General features: G+C 44.5%; 19 protein-coding genes and 1 other annotated feature. All 19 genes read left to right on the forward strand.

All coding sequences use genetic code 11. The features are described 5' to 3' along the window. The first annotated feature begins 641 nt into the window (after positions 1 to 641). The 19 genes from glpK to BJR36_RS07060 all read left to right on the forward strand — a co-directional run bounded on the left by glpK (position 642) and on the right by BJR36_RS07060 (position 17,526). Complete coding sequence (glpK, locus tag BJR36_RS06970; protein WP_091232013.1) at positions 642 to 2,132, forward strand: glycerol kinase GlpK; 1,491 nt, start codon at positions 642 to 644, stop codon at positions 2,130 to 2,132. 139 nt (positions 2,133 to 2,271) lie between these two features. After that, positions 2,272 to 2,563 (forward strand) — a binding site (T-box leader). Between the two features lie 168 nt (positions 2,564 to 2,731). Next, positions 2,732 to 4,168, forward strand: a complete 1,437-nt coding sequence (trpE, locus tag BJR36_RS06975) for an anthranilate synthase component I (RefSeq protein WP_091232014.1) — start codon at positions 2,732 to 2,734, stop codon at positions 4,166 to 4,168. After that, positions 4,165 to 4,734 (forward strand): anthranilate synthase component II, encoded by a 570-nt coding sequence (locus tag BJR36_RS06980; RefSeq protein ID WP_091232017.1) that lies wholly within the window; start codon positions 4,165 to 4,167, stop codon positions 4,732 to 4,734. The genes trpE and BJR36_RS06980 overlap by 4 nt, the downstream gene beginning before the upstream one ends. A gap of 90 nt (positions 4,735 to 4,824) precedes the next feature. Then, on the forward strand, positions 4,825 to 5,607 hold the full coding sequence (gene trpC / locus BJR36_RS06985; protein ID WP_091232125.1) for an indole-3-glycerol phosphate synthase TrpC: 783 nt from the start codon (positions 4,825 to 4,827) through the stop codon (positions 5,605 to 5,607). Positions 5,608 to 5,661: 54 nt separating this feature from the next. Continuing rightward, the gene (locus BJR36_RS06990) at positions 5,662 to 6,282 is read left to right on the forward strand and encodes a phosphoribosylanthranilate isomerase (RefSeq protein WP_091232019.1); all 621 of its coding nucleotides are present in this window, start codon (positions 5,662 to 5,664) and stop codon (positions 6,280 to 6,282) included. Then, positions 6,275 to 7,453, forward strand: a complete 1,179-nt coding sequence (trpB, locus tag BJR36_RS06995; protein ID WP_091232021.1) for a tryptophan synthase subunit beta — start codon at positions 6,275 to 6,277, stop codon at positions 7,451 to 7,453. Before BJR36_RS06990 ends, trpB begins: the two co-directional genes overlap by 8 nt. An 86-nt stretch (positions 7,454 to 7,539) precedes the next feature. After that, positions 7,540 to 8,328: a tryptophan synthase subunit alpha gene (gene trpA / locus BJR36_RS07000; protein ID WP_091232128.1), complete on the forward strand. Its 789-nt coding sequence runs from the start codon at positions 7,540 to 7,542 to the stop codon at positions 8,326 to 8,328. Between the two features lie 273 nt (positions 8,329 to 8,601). Then, on the forward strand, positions 8,602 to 9,402 hold the full coding sequence (locus tag BJR36_RS07005) for a class II aldolase/adducin family protein (protein ID WP_091232024.1): 801 nt from the start codon (positions 8,602 to 8,604) through the stop codon (positions 9,400 to 9,402). Between the two features lie 32 nt (positions 9,403 to 9,434). After that, entirely contained in the window at positions 9,435 to 10,847 is a 1,413-nt protein-coding gene (locus BJR36_RS07010) for an aldehyde dehydrogenase family protein (RefSeq protein ID WP_091232027.1), read from the forward strand. A gap of 19 nt (positions 10,848 to 10,866) precedes the next feature. Continuing rightward, complete coding sequence (locus BJR36_RS07015; protein WP_330387843.1) at positions 10,867 to 12,063, forward strand: zinc-dependent alcohol dehydrogenase; 1,197 nt, start codon at positions 10,867 to 10,869, stop codon at positions 12,061 to 12,063. A 53-nt stretch (positions 12,064 to 12,116) separates the two neighbouring features. Continuing rightward, a complete protein-coding gene (locus BJR36_RS07020) occupies positions 12,117 to 12,422 on the forward strand; it encodes a BMC domain-containing protein (RefSeq protein ID WP_091232032.1) in 306 nt (101 codons plus the stop codon). Between the two features lie 127 nt (positions 12,423 to 12,549). Beyond that, entirely contained in the window at positions 12,550 to 12,828 is a 279-nt protein-coding gene (gene pduA / locus BJR36_RS07025; protein ID WP_091232035.1) for a propanediol utilization microcompartment protein PduA, read from the forward strand. Between the two features lie 12 nt (positions 12,829 to 12,840). Next, a complete protein-coding gene (locus tag BJR36_RS07030) occupies positions 12,841 to 13,131 on the forward strand; it encodes a BMC domain-containing protein (protein ID WP_091232039.1) in 291 nt (96 codons plus the stop codon). A 212-nt stretch (positions 13,132 to 13,343) separates the two neighbouring features. Beyond that, positions 13,344 to 13,622 (forward strand): BMC domain-containing protein, encoded by a 279-nt coding sequence (locus tag BJR36_RS20025; RefSeq protein ID WP_139133521.1) that lies wholly within the window; start codon positions 13,344 to 13,346, stop codon positions 13,620 to 13,622. 198 nt (positions 13,623 to 13,820) lie between these two features. Continuing rightward, a complete protein-coding gene (locus BJR36_RS07040; protein ID WP_408605710.1) occupies positions 13,821 to 14,432 on the forward strand; it encodes a phosphate propanoyltransferase in 612 nt (203 codons plus the stop codon). A 62-nt stretch (positions 14,433 to 14,494) separates the two neighbouring features. Beyond that, a complete protein-coding gene (locus tag BJR36_RS07045; protein ID WP_091232048.1) occupies positions 14,495 to 14,773 on the forward strand; it encodes a EutN/CcmL family microcompartment protein in 279 nt (92 codons plus the stop codon). Between the two features lie 19 nt (positions 14,774 to 14,792). Then, entirely contained in the window at positions 14,793 to 16,121 is a 1,329-nt protein-coding gene (locus tag BJR36_RS07050) for an SLBB domain-containing protein (RefSeq protein WP_091232051.1), read from the forward strand. 27 nt (positions 16,122 to 16,148) lie between these two features. Beyond that, on the forward strand, positions 16,149 to 16,697 hold the full coding sequence (locus BJR36_RS07055; RefSeq protein WP_091232053.1) for a BMC domain-containing protein: 549 nt from the start codon (positions 16,149 to 16,151) through the stop codon (positions 16,695 to 16,697). A gap of 235 nt (positions 16,698 to 16,932) precedes the next feature. After that, positions 16,933 to 17,526 (forward strand): biotin transporter BioY, encoded by a 594-nt coding sequence (locus tag BJR36_RS07060; RefSeq protein WP_207648831.1) that lies wholly within the window; start codon positions 16,933 to 16,935, stop codon positions 17,524 to 17,526. Positions 17,527 to 17,731: the final 205 nt, after the last annotated feature.

Genomic DNA, 17,731 nt, shown 5'->3' on the forward strand with positions numbered 1-17,731 from the left:
TGCAAAACATGTTCATTCGCAGCGCGCTCTCGCTTAGATGAAGACGTAGTGGTACGTAAGGCCGCGCTTTTAGCGGTCTTATGTAGTAATGGTTTGACTGTTCAGTAGTCCAGTGACGCGAGGTGTTTTTATGCTGCTTTTGCATAAAAACCCGAGTTCGGCGTGCGCCAAATTGCAGTTCCTGCAATTTGTGTGCATCATATGTAACTATGAAGGACGTAGTCCGGAATAGTTACCAACGTCTTCATAAAGCTGCTCATTGAATCATGTTTTTGCATCACTGCGTGATGGATGCGAATGTGCAAATTGACGAAGCCAAAGGTTGCAGGAGGGCTTTTGACATGCTAGTCTTTATGGGAAGTTTCTCGAATTTCCCATAAATTAAAAACGCGATGGTAGAAATATTGGAATTGCAGAGGCAGAATGATATAATATGGGTAACTGTTCAGAACCCCTGTCTCGCGAGGTGTTTTTATGCTGAGTTTGCATAAAAACCTGAGACATGTGTGCGCCAAATTGCTGATTTTGCAATTTGTGTGCATCATTTGTGGCTATGAAGGACGTAGTCCTGAATAGTTACTAATATGGATATTGGAATTGTAGAAGAATACGGATTAATCAAATAGCAGCGGAGGTGCGATGTGGAACAATATATTATGGCGCTTGATCAGGGAACTACAAGTTCGAGATGTATGATTTTTGATAAAAAGGGTACTATATGCGGTAAATCCCAGGAGGAATTCACACAGATTTTTCCTCAGCCGGGCTGGGTGGAGCATGATCCGATGCAGATACTGGAAACTCAGATCAGAGTGGCCAAAAAGGCTATGGAAGAGCTTGGTATATCAGCCGGCAATATTAAGGCTATCGGTATAACAAACCAGAGGGAAACTACTGTAGTGTGGGACAGAAGCACAGGGAAGCCTGTGTACAATGCGATTGTATGGCAGTGCCGCAGGACTGCCGGAAAAATAGATGAACTGAAAGAGAATGGCTATGGGGAGATGATCCGTAAAAAAACAGGACTGGTACCTGATGCATATTTTTCCGGAAGCAAAATCCAGTGGATACTTGATCAGGTGGAAGGGGCGAGGGAGAAGGCTGAAGAAGGTGATCTGCTTTTCGGAACCATCGATACATGGCTGATCTGGAATCTTACAAAGGGCAGGGTTTTTGTAACCGATTACACCAATGCTTCAAGGACAATGCTTTTTGACATCGAGAAGCTTCAGTGGGATGATGAAATACTGAAGATCTTCAATATCCCGAAATCCATGCTTCCAGAGGTAAAGCCTTCAAGCTGCATATACGGGTATACGGATAAAGAGATTTTCGCTGGCGAGATCATGATTGGCGGTGCAGCAGGAGATCAGCAGGCAGCCCTTTTCGGCCAATGCTGTTTTGAGCCGGGGGAGGTTAAGAATACCTACGGAACCGGTTGTTTTCTCCTGATGAATACAGGAGAACGGATTGTGGCATCAAAAAACGGACTTCTGACAACAATCGCAATAGGACTCGAAGGCAGGGTGCAGTACGCGCTTGAAGGAAGCATTTTCGTTGCGGGTGCTGCAATCCAGTGGCTTAGGGACGGTCTGCATATGATTGAGAATTCAGCGCAGTCTGAGGAATATGCAACTGCAGTCCCTGATACGGAAGGCGGTTATGTTGTCCCTGCATTTACTGGTATGGGTGCGCCGTACTGGGACCAGTATGCAAGGGGAGCTATCGTGGGAATCACCAGGGGATTTACCCGCGAGCATTTTGTAAGGGCTACGCTGGAGTCGCTGGCATATCAGACATATGATGTGCTGAAGGCAATGGAAAGCGACGCAGAGCTGTCCCTGAAAAGCCTGAAGGTAGACGGAGGGGCCTGTGCAAACGATTTTCTGATGCAGTTCCAGGCAGATATCCTTGATACGGCGGTACTACGTCCTGAATGCATAGAAACAACGGCGCTGGGAGCCGCATATCTGGCTGGCATGGCGACAGGGTACTGGAAGGACAGGGATGATGTGAGAGGCAACTGGGCCCTTTCGAGAACATTTGTACCTGATATGGATGCCGGAAAAAGAGAGAAGCTTTTAAAGGGATGGAAAAAGGCAGTGAAATGTGCATTTGGATGGGCAGAATAGCCTGTTGAAAAAAATCCGGAACGGTCATGCGTACAAAATGCAGAATCAGAAATTTGTGCGCATGCAGAACCGGAAGCCGCTTAGGAATTTATAGTTGACAGGCCTGTTTTTGTATGATAAACTCGTTTTAATTAAAAAGATAAAATCAATGAACAAAAGGAGTACCTGCAGAGGGTATGCTACAGAGAACCGGGATGGTGTGAACCGGTGCAGAGAGCTGCTGGGAATGGATTTGGGAGATGCAGGGCGAATTATAGTAGCCTGAGCCGTGACCTCACGTTACAGGGGAATGATATCGAAAAACTCGGTTTTTCCGTATCACAAAAGTCAGAACAATTGGTGGCAGAGTATTTTCCGATTTAAGGGAAGTACTTTTTTTATATCATTTTTTCTGTGAATATGGGTGGCACCACGATAACATCGTCCCTGGCAATTGCTGGAGAGGGTGTTTTTTTATTTATAAGATACCAGGGTCAAAAGGTCATGTGTTCCATGCCTGCATGAAAAACATGACTTTGGGACTCACAAAAAATAAAATATGCAGTCTGATACACTACAAAACAAAAGATAGCAATCGGAATCCAGGGGAGGAAGACGAAATGAAAAGGGAATTAAGAGCTTATACAAAAACAGTGAGTATTGTAAATGAAACCGCTACGGGGCTGTATGAAGGACTCGCAAAGGATGGCAAAGGATTTCTGCTGGAAAGTTATGATAAGAACAGCGGGAGATACACGTTTTTCGGTGCGGAACCGGATGAAATCATAACATCAAGGAGAAACAGCCTGGTGATCGTAAAAAAGAACGGCGAAGAACTGGTTATGGAAGGAAATCCAAAGGAAAGGCTCAAGGAGTATTTTGACGGATTTACAGTACATACAGATGGATACAGCACAGGTCTTTCGGGAGGGCTTGTGGGAAGTCTGGGGTATGATTTTGTGAGGTATACAGAAGATATTCCCGATGACAATCCAGATGAAATCGGGATTGAAACCATCCAGCTTATGCTTGCAAATGCTTTTGTCGTAATCGATCATATGGCTGAAACCCTGACCGGGGTCGTGCTTGAAGAGGATAACGAAGAGGGCAGGGAAACAGGTTTAAAAAAGGTGGAAGCGCTTGTCAAAAAAACCATAGACAGCATGAAGTATGAGGATGCCGGAAAAAAGGAAAAAGAGAAAGAGACAGACAGGCGGCTTGATGGAAAAATCGTATCAAAATCGGACAGCCTGAAGGAGTACAGTGAAAAGGTAGAAAAGATAAAGGCGTATATTAGGGAAGGACATATTTTCCAGACCGTGCTTTCGCAAAGGTGGGCTGTGGAAACCGGCCGAAGCGGTTTTGAACTTTATAAGGAACTGCGAGTGCTGAACCCTTCGCCTTATCTCTACTATCTGAATTTCGGAGATTTTGAGATAATCGGAAGTTCTCCGGAAATGCTTGTGAAGCAGACTGAAAACAAAGTGTTTACCTGTCCGATAGCGGGAACTAGAAAAAGAGGCAGGGACAAGGCGGAAGACAAGGCGCTTCAGGAAGAGCTTCTGGCTGATGAAAAAGAAAAAGCGGAGCATGTAATGCTTGTCGATCTTGCAAGAAATGACATGGGAAGGATCTCGGAGTTTGGAACGGTAAAGGTGACGCAGTTCATGAAGGTGCAGAATTATTCCCACGTCATGCATATCGTATCCTTGGTGGAGGGAAGGAAGAAGCCGGGCCTGCATCCTCTGGATATGGTGGCATCCTTCCTGCCGGCGGGGACCCTCAGTGGGGCACCGAAGATAAGGGCAATGGAAATTATAGATGAGCTGGAGACTTCAAGAAGGGGGCTTTACGGCGGGGCGACCGGATATATTGATTTTAACGGAAACATGGATTTCTGCATTACCATCAGAACAATGATCAAAAAAGATAAAAAAGTCTATCTTCAGGCTGGAGCGGGAATTGTGGCTGATTCAGTACCTGAGAGTGAATATGCCGAGTGCTGCAATAAAGTGATGGCGCTTGCAAAAACATTAGTTGAGGAGGATGAATTATGATTCTCATAATAGATAATTACGATTCTTTTACCTATAATCTGTATCAGTATATCGGGGTTTTTGATAAAGATATCAGGGTTGTCAGGAATGACAAGGTGACAATAGAGGAAATTGAAGCAATGAAGCCCGACAAAATCGTCATATCTCCGGGTCCGAAGAGTCCAAAGGATGCCGGTATCTGTATCGAGCTCATCAGACATTTTTATGATAAACTGCCAATACTGGGCATCTGTCTGGGCCATCAGTGCATCGGTGAGGCGATGGGTGCTGAGATCACATATGCAAAAGAGCTTTTTCACGGAAAACAGTCGCTGGTGGAACATGACGGCAGCAGCATTTTCTACGGAATCCATTCGCCGATCAAAGTGGCAAGATACCATTCCCTGGCAGTCGATCCGGCAACGCTCCCGGACACCATGAGAGTTATCGCAAAAACCGATGACGGTGAAATTATGGCAATGCGCCACAGGGACTACCCGGTTGTCGGACTGCAGTTCCATCCTGAATCGGTTTATACGGAACATGGCAAAAGACTGATTGAAAATTTTGTGAATGGCAGAATATAGCGGCTTGATAAAGCCGGGTGGATATTGGGAACAAAAAAACCTACTGGCGCAGGCCGGTACCGGATGAACAGTTGGAAAGGAAATGATAAAATGATATTGGATAGAATTGTTGAAGATAAAAGAATACGCCTGAAAGAACATAAACAGCGCATAAGTCCGGAAGAGATGAAGAAGATGGCGCTTGAGAGCACAAGGAAATCCATAAGCTTTTACGATGCACTTGCAAAAGAAGGTCTTTCCATAATAGGGGAATTTAAAAAAGCTTCGCCGAGCATGGGAATCATCAATAACAAGCTTGAGCTTACAGACAGGATAGATCAGTATAATGCTTCAGTGGATGCCATATCGGTGCTGACGGAGGAAGACCATTTTAACGGAGGGATATCCTATCTGAAGAAGGTCAGGGAGTTATCCGGACTTCCGATCATCAGGAAAGATTTCGTGATTGATGAATATCAGATTTATGAGGCGAAAGTTGCAGGAGCAGATGCGGTTCTGCTGATAGCGGCGATTCTTAATGACGACGAAATGAAAAGATTTTACGATCTGGCATACAGCCTGGGACTGGACGTACTTTTGGAAGTGCATGACGAGGAAGAAATGGCAAGGGCGCTAAAGCTGGATGCAAAAATCATCGGCGTGAACAACAGGAACCTGAAGGATTTTTCCATTTCACTGGATACTACGAGGCGGCTTTCGGAAATGCTTCCTGAAGGAAAGCTTTTCATATCCGAAAGCGGAGTTGCGGCAGATGAGGATATCGAGTTCCTAAAAGGATGCAGGGTGAACGGGCTTCTGATAGGAAGGGCGTTTATGGAGTCGGAAAATCCGATGGAGGTTGCAAAAAGATGGAAGAAGATATTTGAGGAATAGAGACTGTGAGTGCTGAGTGCAAGCAGAATTTGAACTGTTACTGGGGGAGAATCCATGAAAATACCGGCAATTAAAATTTGCGGACTGACTGATGTCAGTGAAGCGGCGGTCATAAATGAAGAAAAGGTTGAATATGCCGGACTTGTGATGTTCTTTGAAAAAAGCCGGCGTAATAATTCGTTGGAAAATGCAATGAAAATACTGAAGGCACTGGATCAAGAGGTCAAGAAAGTGGCGGTCACGGTATCTCCTGATATCGGGCAGCTGAAAATGATAGAAGAGGCCGGATTTGACATCATTCAGATACACGGGGAACTGTCAGAAGAAGTTGCAGCCGAATCAAGACTCCCCATATTCCGCGCCTACAATATTTCGGAAGAAATGAAGAAAGAAGCGAGTGAGAATCAGGAAATCAGCAGTAAAATTACAGGCTGGGTTCTTGATGGAAAGGTTCCGGGAAACGGAAAGACATTCGATTGGGGGCTGATGAAGGAGTTTGACCGGAAGGGCAGGCTTCTGGTGTTGGCAGGAGGCCTGAATGCCGGAAACGTGACGGAAGGCATCAAAACCCTGGCGCCTGATGTGGTTGATGTAAGCTCTGGCGTTGAAGGTGAAAATGGAAAAGATACAGAAAAAATAAGAGAGTTTGTAAGAAAGGTGAGAAGCTATGAATAAAAAGTACTATGGACAATTCGGAGGGCAGTATGTTTCTGAAACTCTGATGAATACCCTGGACGAGCTGGATGTGGAATTTGAGAAAGCGATCGCTGATCCTGAGTTCAGAGCGGAATACGATTATTATATGAAGGATTACGTTGGAAGGGAGACTCCCCTCTACCTGGCTGAAAGGCTCACGGAAAAGTACGGTACGAAGATTTACCTGAAGAGAGAAGATCTGAATCATACAGGAGCCCACAAGATCAATAATGTAATTGGGCAGATACTGCTTGCAAGACGAATGGGAAAGAAAAAGGTCATTGCAGAAACAGGGGCTGGGCAGCACGGAGTCGCAACGGCAACGGGAGCAGCACTTTTTGGCATGGAATGCACCGTGTATATGGGAGCTGAGGATATTGAAAGACAGGCTCTGAATGTATTCAGAATGAAAATGCTGGGAGCCGAAGTCGTCAGCGTAACCTCGGGAAGCAACACGCTCAAGGATGCAACCAACGAGGCGATCAGGGCATGGGCGAAATCTGCAGAGGACACCTTCTATATAATCGGTTCAGCGGTAGGCCCTTACCCATATCCTAAAATGGTGAAGGAATTCCAGAGAATCATAAGCCGCGAAACAAAAAAACAGTTCCTTGAAAAAGAGGGAAGGCTTCCTGAAACGGTGATTGCCTGCGTGGGAGGCGGATCGAATTCAATCGGGATGTTTGCGGAATTCATAGACGAAAAGGATGTTGAGCTGATAGGCGTAGAAGCAGCAGGACATGGAATAGAGACAGGAAAGCATGCCTCAGCTATGTCTCTTGGGAAACCGGGAGCACTCCATGGAATGCGTTCATACCTCCTTCAGGACAGCGACGGAAACGTGCAGCTTGCACATTCCATTTCTGCAGGGCTTGATTACCCGGGAGTAGGGCCGGAGCATGCGTTCCTCAGGGACAGCGGGCGTGTGGAGTACGTTTCTATTACAGATGAAGAAGCGATGGATGCACTGATGGAGCTTTGCAGGATGGAAGGGATCATCCCTGCAATTGAAAGCGCCCACGCCCTTGCCTATGCATTTAAAAAGGCAAAGACAATGAATATGAACCAGGCTATGGTTGTATGCCTTTCCGGAAGAGGGGATAAGGATGTGCATACAGTGGCCGAATATTTCAAAAACAAACCGATGTAAGTTTGGACTTTTGCCGGAGCGGGCTGTGAAAGCCTGCTCCTGGCATGGAGCTGCCGAACAATCAGGGACGGAAGGATGAAGCAAAGATGAACAGGATAGAAAAGAAATTAAAAGAGTTAGAAGAGAAGAAGCAGAAGGCTTTTATTACATACATGACAGCGGGGCTGCCTTCCATCAAAGGCACAGAAGAAATCATTCGTGCGCAGGCCGAAGCGGGAACGGATATTATCGAACTTGGGGTTCCGTTTTCCGATCCTGTAGCTGACGGGCCGGTAATCCAGGCTGCATCGTTTAAATCCATACAGCTTGGAACAAACCTCGAAAAAGTATTTGGAATTGTAGAGGATGTCAGGAAGGACTGCCAGATACCGATCGTGTTCATGATGTATTACAATACGATTCTTTATTACGGAGTGGAAAGATTCGTTGACAGGTGTATCGCATCGGGAGTTGACGGACTGATTATACCGGACCTTCCCTTTGAAGAGCAGGGAGAAATCAATGGATATCTTCTAAAGAAAAATGCACCGATCCTGATACAGCTGGTGGCGCCGGTTTCGAAACAGAGGATACCGATGCTGTTAGAAAAGGCAAGAGGCTTTGTCTACTGCGTTTCGACGATGGGCGTTACGGGACAGTCCACAGGATTCCACAAGGATATCCGGAAGTATCTGTCGGAGGTAAAAGCAGCTTCCAGCATACCAGTGATGATGGGATTCGGCATAAGCTCTGCAAAGGATGTCGAGGGAGTAAAAGATATAATCGACGGAGCGATTGTAGGATCCGCCTTCATTAATCTTATGGAAAAGAATGACTATAATGTAGATGTTATAAAGGAATATTGCAGTACCTTTAAAAAAGAACTGAATGCATAAAAAATGAACCGGGAAAATTCTCCCGGTTCATTTTTTTATGTCATGGAAAAAGCCTGTGCCAGGATAATATGCTACACCTGGGCGGCGGGTACGTTCCTATAACAGAATGCATTCGAAGGCGGTAAAGGAAATGAATAACAAAAACACAAAATCCCACATGGATTATTTAAAAAAATGTGAATAATTATGTTGATTTTTATTTGTATTAGTGATAGAATAAAGTAAATCAAAAGAGAAACAACACAAACACATATTTTAAGGAGGATTTTTTCCATGGCAAATGAATACGAAATCAAAAAACAGATTTGTGAAATCGGTAAAAGAATTTATGACAGAGGAATGGTAGCAGCAAATGACGGTAACATCTCCGTTAAGCTTAACGATAATGAATTTCTTTGCACACCAACAGGCGTAAGCAAAGGTTTTATGACACCAGAATATATTTGTAAAGTAGATGCAGAAGGAAACGTAATCCAGGCAAACGGAAACTACAAACCTTCATCAGAAATCAAAATGCACATGAGAGTATACAAATGCAGACCAGACGTTGGATCAGTTGTACATGCACATCCATCCTACGCAACAAGCTTTGCAATTGCAGGTATCCCCTTAACAGCACCGATCATGCCGGAAGCAGTTATCGCTTTAGGATGTGTTCCAATCGCTGAGTACGGCACACCTTCAACATCAGAAATCCCAGATGCAGTAGAAAAATATCTTCCATACTATGACGCAGTTTTATTAGAAAATCACGGAGCATTATCTTTCAGCGTTGATCTGCTTGCAGCTTACCACAAAATGGAATCATTAGAATTCTATGCAGAATTATTATACAAAGCAAGACAGCTTGGCGGACCTAAAGAATTAAACGAAGCCCAGGTACAGAGACTGTACGAAATCAGAAGACAGTTCGGCCTTCCAGGAAAACATCCGGCAAACATCTGCGCTGAAGTAGGCGGCGGAAAATGCGGAAACGGATGCCACACATGTTCAGCAGAAACTACAGCATCATCAAGCGATGTAGAAAAAATCGTTGCTGAAGTAACAAAGAAAATCTTAGCTCAGATGAAATAAGGTTTCGATTTGTTTTGACAGGAGGGAATAAAGTGGCTATCAGTGAACAGGAAATCCAGAACATTGTAAGAAATGTTCTGCAGAACATGGATACACAGTCAAAAAAGCCTGAAGAAAGCAAAAATCTGATGGGTATTTTTGAAAATATAGAAGATGCAATAGCAGCAGCAAAAACAGCACAAAAAGCCATCCAGCCTATGCCTTTGGAGTTCAGGGAAAAAATAATCGCAAACATACGAAAAAAGACAATCGAGAATGCTCAGAAATTTGCAGAACTCGGTGTTGAAGAGACCGGAATGGGCAATGTCGGACATAAGATATTAAAGCATCAGCTGGTTGCAGAAAAGACTCCGGGAACTGAAGATCTTTCAACAATTGCATGGTCAGGAGACAGAGGGCTTACCCTTGTTGAGCAGGGCCCTTTCGGAGTGATAGGAGCGGTTACCCCGTCCACGAATCCCAGTGAAACAGTAATCTGTAATTCTATCGGAATGCTTGCATCAGGAAATGCAGTTGTATTTGCGCCGCATCCGGCAGCAAAAAATGTATCAAACCTTGCAATCGACATGGTCAACAGGGCCAGCGTCGAAGTCGGCGGACCTGAGAATCTTGCAGTTGCCGTTGAAAATCCGACAATGGAAGTGAGCAAGGTAATCTTCTCACATCCTGACATCGCTCTCCTGGTTGCCACAGGCGGCCCGGGGGTTGTTACAACAATCCTTTCTTCCGGAAAAAGAGGAATAGGGGCAGGCGCGGGAAATCCGCCGGTACTTGTCGATGAGACAGCAAATATTCCGAAAGCAGCAGAAGATATCGTCAACGGCTGTACCTTTGACAACAACCTTCCCTGCATCGCAGAAAAGGAAGTTGTGGTTGTGGATTCGGTTGCAGACGAACTGATCTACTATATGGAACAGGCGGGATGCTACCATGCCAATGCAGAGGAAGTTGAAAAACTTACAAATACAGTTTTCGTGACAAATAAAAAAGGCCAGCAGACCCTTAACAGGGATTGTGTAGGACGAAGTGCAAAAGTAATCTTAAGCAAAATCGGAGTCAGTGTTGGCGATGATATCAGATGCATTATTTTTGAAGGTGATAAAAAGCAGCCAATGATCGACGAAGAACTCATGATGCCGATACTCGGAATCGTAAGGGTAAAAGACGTTGATGAAGGAATTGCAACTGCTATCGAACTTGAGCATGGAAACAGACATTCGGCCCATATGCATTCAACAAATATCAACAACCTTACAAGATATGGCAAGGCGATTGATACTGCTATCTTTGTAAAGAACGGTCCATCTTATGCAGCACTTGGATTCGGCGGCGAAGGCTATGCAACATTCACGATTGCCAGCCGTACAGGCGAAGGCCTGACTTCATCAAAAACATTTACAAAGAGCAGAAGATGCGTTATGGCTGATGCTTTCAGTATCAGATAAGGAGTGACATAAAGTGGATATGAATATAGAAGATATCGTAAAACAGGTTCTCGCAGAAATGCAGGGAACGCAGGCAGCAGCACCGGCTGCAGGCAGCAGACCGGCTGGAGCAATCCCAAAAACATCAAGGGTTGCAATGCTGACCGGACTTGAAAAATTTGAAATCAGGGAATATCCGATACCGGAACTCGGCGATGACGATATCCTTGTAAAAGTTGAAGGATGCGGCGTATGCGGTACTGATGCCCATGAATTCAAAAGAGACCCATTCAGTCTGATTCCTGTAGTCCTCGGACATGAAGGAACCGGCGAAATCGTAAAAATGGGCAAGAACGTTAAAAAAGACAGTGCGGGAAAAGCTCTCACAGTCGGAGATAAAGTCGTTACATGTATGATCTTCAAGGATAATCCTGACATCACAATGTTCGACCTTAACAAACAGAATGTCGGAGGAGCTGATGTATACGGTCTTCTTCCAGATGATGATATTCATCTGAACGGATGGTTTGCAGATTACCTTGTAATAAGAGGCGGATCATCAGTATTCAACGTAAGCGACCTCGACCTGGATTCAAGAATCCTGATTGAACCTGCAGCAGTTTTGATCCATGCGGTCGAAAGAGCTAAAACAACCGGAATCTTAAGATTCAACAGCAGGGTTGCTGTACAGGGATGCGGACCAATCGGTCTTCTCTGCATCGCAATACTCCGTACGATGGGAATCGAAAACATCGTGGCAATCGACGGAGAACAGAAGAGACTTGATTTTGCCAGGGAAATGGGCGCAGAAAAATCAGTCAACTTCAAGGATTACAAAGGAATTGAAGCCCTTGCTGACGGTGTTAAAGACGCATTCGGCGGATACCTTGCAGATTTTGCTTTCCAGTGTACCGGTTCACCTGTTGCGCATTCTAACATCTATAAGTTCATCAGGAATGGCGGTGGTCTCTGCGAACTCGGATTCTTCATCAATGGCGGAGACGCAACAATCAATCCTCATTTTGACATCTGTGCAAAGGAACTTACAGTTGTAGGATCATGGGTATACACTTTGAGGGATTATGCAACAACATTTGATTTCTTGAAGAGGGCAAAAGGAATAGGACTTCCGGTACATAAGCTGATCACACATAAATTCCCGTTAGACCAGGTTAACGAAGCCCACTTCACGAACTTGAGAATGGAAGGCCTTAAAGTGGCAATCGTTAATGAATAAAAACGGAACGTATTCCGTGAGGAATATCGACGTGGAAGGATGTGTTTCAAACTATGCATGAAGCAGTAGGTTTGTTAGAAGTATTTGGCCTGGTTGCGGCGTTTGTGGCATCTGATGCAGCTTGTAAGGCTGCCAATGTCAGAATCGAATCGCTGGATAAGAACAAGCCGGCGAACGCTGATGCTTTACCTGTACCATTGATCATGGTGGTAAAGATGCGCGGAAGCATTGCTGATGTCAATGCTGGTATGGAGGCTGCGGAAGCGGCAGCAAATAAGCTTACCGGAGTAGTGACAAAGCACATAATAGCAGCGCCGACTTCAGATACAGAGAAGATGTTGAGAATAAGCGCACTATAAAGCAGAAATCATAATAAAAATAAAATGTTTTATGTTGGTTTTGTATTGTTTTAAGTGGATTTTTCTTGTATAATGATACTTATATAAATTAAAAATTGGATTTGAGAAATTAAGGAGGATTTTAGATATGACACAGGAAGCATTAGGCATGGTAGAAACCAGAGGATTAATCGCAGCTATCGAAGCATCAGACGCAATGGTGAAGGCAGCTGACGTTGAATTAGTTGGAACAGAAAAAATCGGATCAGGACTTGTAACAGTTATGGTTCGCGGAGATGTTGGGGCTGTTAAGGCAGCTACAGAAGTTGGCGCTCAGGCAGCAGCAAGACTTGGAGAATTAGTAGCAGTACATGTAATTCCAAGACCTCACACTGACGTTGAAAAAATCTTACCAACTGTTAAATAGCAGGTACGGCATATGAAATCACTGGGATTAATTGAACTTCCTAATTTAGCTGATGCGGTTGAAGCACTGGATGTTATGTTAAAGACTGCTGACGTGAAATTTCTTACATGGGAAAAGAAATTGGGCGGAAGGCTTGTAACAATTATAGTCCAAGGAGAAGTATCGGCAGTTACGGAAGCGGTTGAAAGCGCAAAGCGAAGTGCAAAAGGAAATATAGTAGCATCGGCGGTAATCGCAAATCCACATGAAGAAACTATGAAACTTGTAGATCAAAGCGCAAAAAAATACAATTTCGAGTTTTAGAAGAAGAGGTAGCAGAAATGGCCGAAAATAAAGAATTGCAGAATGTAGCAGATACATTGAATGACGAAAATCCGGTTGAAGCAGCAGATGCTAAAAAGAACGTAACGGCATCAAAAGGAAAAAAAGCAGGAGCTGCCAAAAAAAGCAACCAGGTACAAGATACACCTGTTAACAGGACAACTGAAACAGTCATGAATAAGGAGGAAAAAAGAATGGAACTTCAGGCATTAGGTATGATTGAAACCAGAGGTTTAATTGCTTCAGTCGAAGCGGCAGATGCAATGTTAAAAGCAGCTAATGTAGTATTGGTAGGAACAGAAAAAATCGGATCAGGACTTGTAAGTGTTATGGTCCGCGGCGACGTAGGAGCAGTTAAAGCAGCAGTTGAAGCTGGTTCAGCATCAGCAGCAAGATTAGGCGAAGTTATCGCAGTACATGTAATTCCAAGACCACACGGAGATGTTGAAAAAATTCTTCCACAGGCAAAATAGTATTAACTGAATGATAAAGCGGATTTTAATATCCGCTTTCCAATCTATCTGACGGCGCCCTGCACAGAGCGCCGTCAGATTAAATCAGGAATAATCAGGAGCTGCTGAAAACAGTTCCGGAACAGAATCGAGGTTATTCAAAATTTAGCCCGTAGAAAGGGATGTATTATGCAGGACGAATTAATAAGAAGAATTTCCATGCTTGTAGCAAAGGAATTGAACAGCCAGGAAAAAACTGAATCGGAAAATAAAGTTCCTATTGGCATATCAGCCAGACATGTGCATTTATGCAGGGAACATATAGATATATTATTTGGAAAAGGATATCAGCTTACTGAGAAAAAAGAACTCATGGGCGGCCAGTATGCGGCACAGGAATGCGTTACCCTTGTTGGCACGAAATTAAGAGCCATCGAGAGTGTAAGGATTCTTGGACCGGAAAGAAAGGCTTCGCAGGTCGAAGTTTCGAAAACAGACGCAATTCGTCTCGGAATAAACCCACCGGTAAGGGAGTCGGGAAATACCGCAGGTTCTGCGCCAATCGCAATAGTAGGGCCGAAAGGTGCGGTATATCTTGATGAAGGATGTATTGTCGCAAAACGCCATATCCATATGTCGCCTGCAGACGCAGAAAATTTCGGGGTGACCGATGGACAGATTGTATCGGTAAAATTCGACAACAGCAGAGGCGGAACCTTTGAAGGGGTGCAGATCAGGGTTGATAAAACCTTCACCCTTGAAATGCACATTGATACGGATGAGGCCAACGGCCTGGGCGTAGGAAAAGATATGGGGATTGTAATCAAATAGCTATCGGATTTTTGCAGAAGCATAATCCAGAGCTTTGAGGATTTATCCTAAGGAGGAAGTTTATGATAATTGGTAAAGTAGTAGGTACGGTCATTTGTACAAGAAAAAATGAAAATCTTGTAGGAAGCAAATTCCTGCTGGTTGACCCGATGCAGAAAATGGGTTCCATCACCGATTCCAGGATAGTTGCAGTCGATAATGTTGGGGCAGGTATAGGAGATATCGTTCTGCTTGCCACGGGAAGTGCTGCAAGGGTCGGCTGCGGCTATGACAATTCTCCGATAGATGCCTGCGTAGTGGGTATCGTTGATGATCCTCAGAAGATAGTAATAGTAGAATAGACAGGCTGGTGTGAACTTTATGGATATTTTGGAAATGAAACAGGTTTTGTTTGAAGGCGGTGTCGTAGGTGCCGGAGGCGCAGGATTCCCGACATATGCAAAACTTTCAGAACAGGCATCAACAGTCATCCTCAACGGTTCGGAGTGTGAACCGCTGATCAAGGTAGACAGACAGCTGATGAATGATTATGTAAAAGAAGTGCTTTCTGGTATGATGATGTTTGTCGAGGCGATGAATGCCGACGAGGGAATCATCGCAGTAAAGAAGTCATATACAACTGCAATCGAAGCAATCCGTTTTCATCTTGGCGAGTACAAAAAACTCAGGCTTCATGTTCTTCCGGACATTTATCCGGCAGGCGATGAAGTCGTACTGATATATGAAACCACTGGGAAAATAGTGCCACAGGGAAAGATTCCCATCACGGTCGGCTGCGTTGTGGTAAATGTAGAAACAGTACTGAATGCCTATAGGAAAATCACAGAAAACAGAAATGTCACCACAAAATTCGTCACTATTGCTGGCGAAGTAAAGAACCCGGTGACGGTAGAAGTTCCCATAGGAATAACCGTGCGTGAACTGATCGATCTGGCAGGCGGACTTACAAGGGAAGACAGTGTGCTGATTATGGGCGGCCCCATGACAGGAAACATTACGTCGATGAATGCAGTCGTGACGAAAACGACAAAAGCAGTGCTCGTACTGCCGCCAAATTCACCGACAGTTTCCAAAAGACAGCACAATGCAAAAATGGATATCAGAAACGCTATGTCAGCATGTTCCCAGTGCCAGAACTGTACAGCTGTCTGCCCGAGGGCGCTGCTTGGACATTCGATAAAGCCACACGAATTCATGAGATCGATCGCAAATGGAATCACATCAAATGTGGACACCTACCTGAACTCATTTTTCTGCTGCTCCTGTGGCCTTTGCGAATTTTATGCATGCCATCAGGATCTGTCGCCAAGAAGGCTTCTGGATGCCTGCAAAGCCGGCTTGCGGTCAAATGGCGTAAAAATTCCTGATACGCCTGACAAAGGTGTTGCGAACAGGATGAGGGAAGAAAGAAGAATTCCTGAGCACAGGCTTGTAAATAAGCTTGGACTTCACAAATACGACATACCTGCGCCAATGATGCAGGGGATTGGAGTATTCAAACAGGTGCAGCTTAACTTCCGTCAGAACATCGGAGCACCGGTTCAGCCATGCGTGAAGCCGGGGGATATGGTTGCCGAAGGGCAGCTGATAGGAACCCCGCCCGAAGGCGCACTGGGGGTATATCTCCATGCAAGTATAAGCGGCATGGTTACTGAGGTTACAGACAGCTACATTACGATAAAACAGTAATGAATACGTATGATGGAGATGAGATAGATGAATAAGGCAATCGGAATGGTGGAATACATGACAGTATCTACCGGAATAAAAGCCGCTGACCATATAACGAAAACAGCGGATGTCGAATTGATCCAGGCGCAGACAGTATGCCCGGGTAAATTCATAATCATGTTCAGCGGGGATCTGAGTGCGGTAAGAGAAGCGGCTGATGCATGTGAAAAACAGTTCCCGGAACATTTGATTGACAAGTTCGTGCTTGGCAATCCACATGATTCCATTTTCAAAGCTCTTACATGTACTGCAGAGATTGATGATGTTGCAGCTCTTGGCGTAATGGAGACCTATACCAGTGCGTCGATTATCGTGGCTGCTGACCATGCTGCGAAAACTGCAATGGTGGATGTTTTTGAAATCAGGGTGGCAAGAGGAATGTGCGGAAAGTCTTACCTGCTTCTTACAGGTACTGTTTCGGCAGTCACGGCCGCAATCGATTCAGCAGTAAAATATATAAAAGACGAAGGAACGTTGCTTGATTATGCAGTAATCGCAAACCCTTCAAAGGAATTTGTAAGGACCCTTATGTAAAGACAGGTCCGCTGTAAACAAGGTGAATGATAGAAGAATCTCGAGAGCAGGCTTGAACGAGCCTGCTTTTTGTGTTGTTTTAATCCGTTAAAAATATATTGTTAACCTGTTTAAAATATAGGTTGACAATCCCCTGGTTGAATATTATAATTACCTGGTAAGTGTCATTTGCGAAAAGTACTAATCAGACAATTAGCTAAGATAGAATAAATCATGAGGGTTATAGGAGGAAAAAATGAATCAGACAGATACAAATGTAAAAATCAATAATCAGGCGCAGAGAATGTCCACAAAGACAATGGTGCTGACTGGTATGTGTGCAGCAGTGACCGCAATATTATCCCAGATTGCAATTCCGCTTCCATCAGGGGTTCCGGTCACCCTGCAGACCTTTGCAGTAGCGCTGGCAGGTTATATGCTGGGTTGGAAATCTGGCGGGATGTCAACAGCTGTATACATTCTGATGGGGTGCGTCGGCGTTCCTGTCTTCTCTAATTTTTCGGGGGGACTCGGTATCATTGCAGGAAAGACAGGCGGGTTCATTACCGGCTTCCTGTTTATGTCCATGCTCTGCGGAATCGGAGCCAGACAGAAAGGAAAAATCAGCGGAATCGCATTTGGACTTGCAGGACTTCTGATCGTTCATGCGGCGGGAGTCATACAGTTCTCAGTCCTTACAGGAATGAAGCCCCTTCAGGCAACGGCTCTTGTCTCTCTTCCTTATATTGGAAAAGATATCGCATCAGTTGCGGCAGCATATTTTGCAGGCAGAAAAATCAGAAGGCATATCGGAAATTCAGAAGGAATGGAAGAAAGTATTCTGCTATAATTTCAAAATGGTGAACAAAAATGCAGGCGTTGATTTCGATGCCTGTTTTTTTGCGCATTTATATATTTTTGTGATTGAATTTGTGGGGTGTTGCAAGTGATAATTAGAATATTTGTAAGTTGACGATATATATTGGAAATATATGAGCTGCAAAGATGGTTTTGCATGATAAAGCGGGTGGAAGACGCATTTTTGTTTGCGTTTT

This window comes from Anaerobium acetethylicum (assembly GCF_900096945.1).
In the GTDB taxonomy this organism is placed as follows: domain Bacteria; phylum Bacillota; class Clostridia; order Lachnospirales; family Lachnospiraceae; genus Anaerobium; species Anaerobium acetethylicum.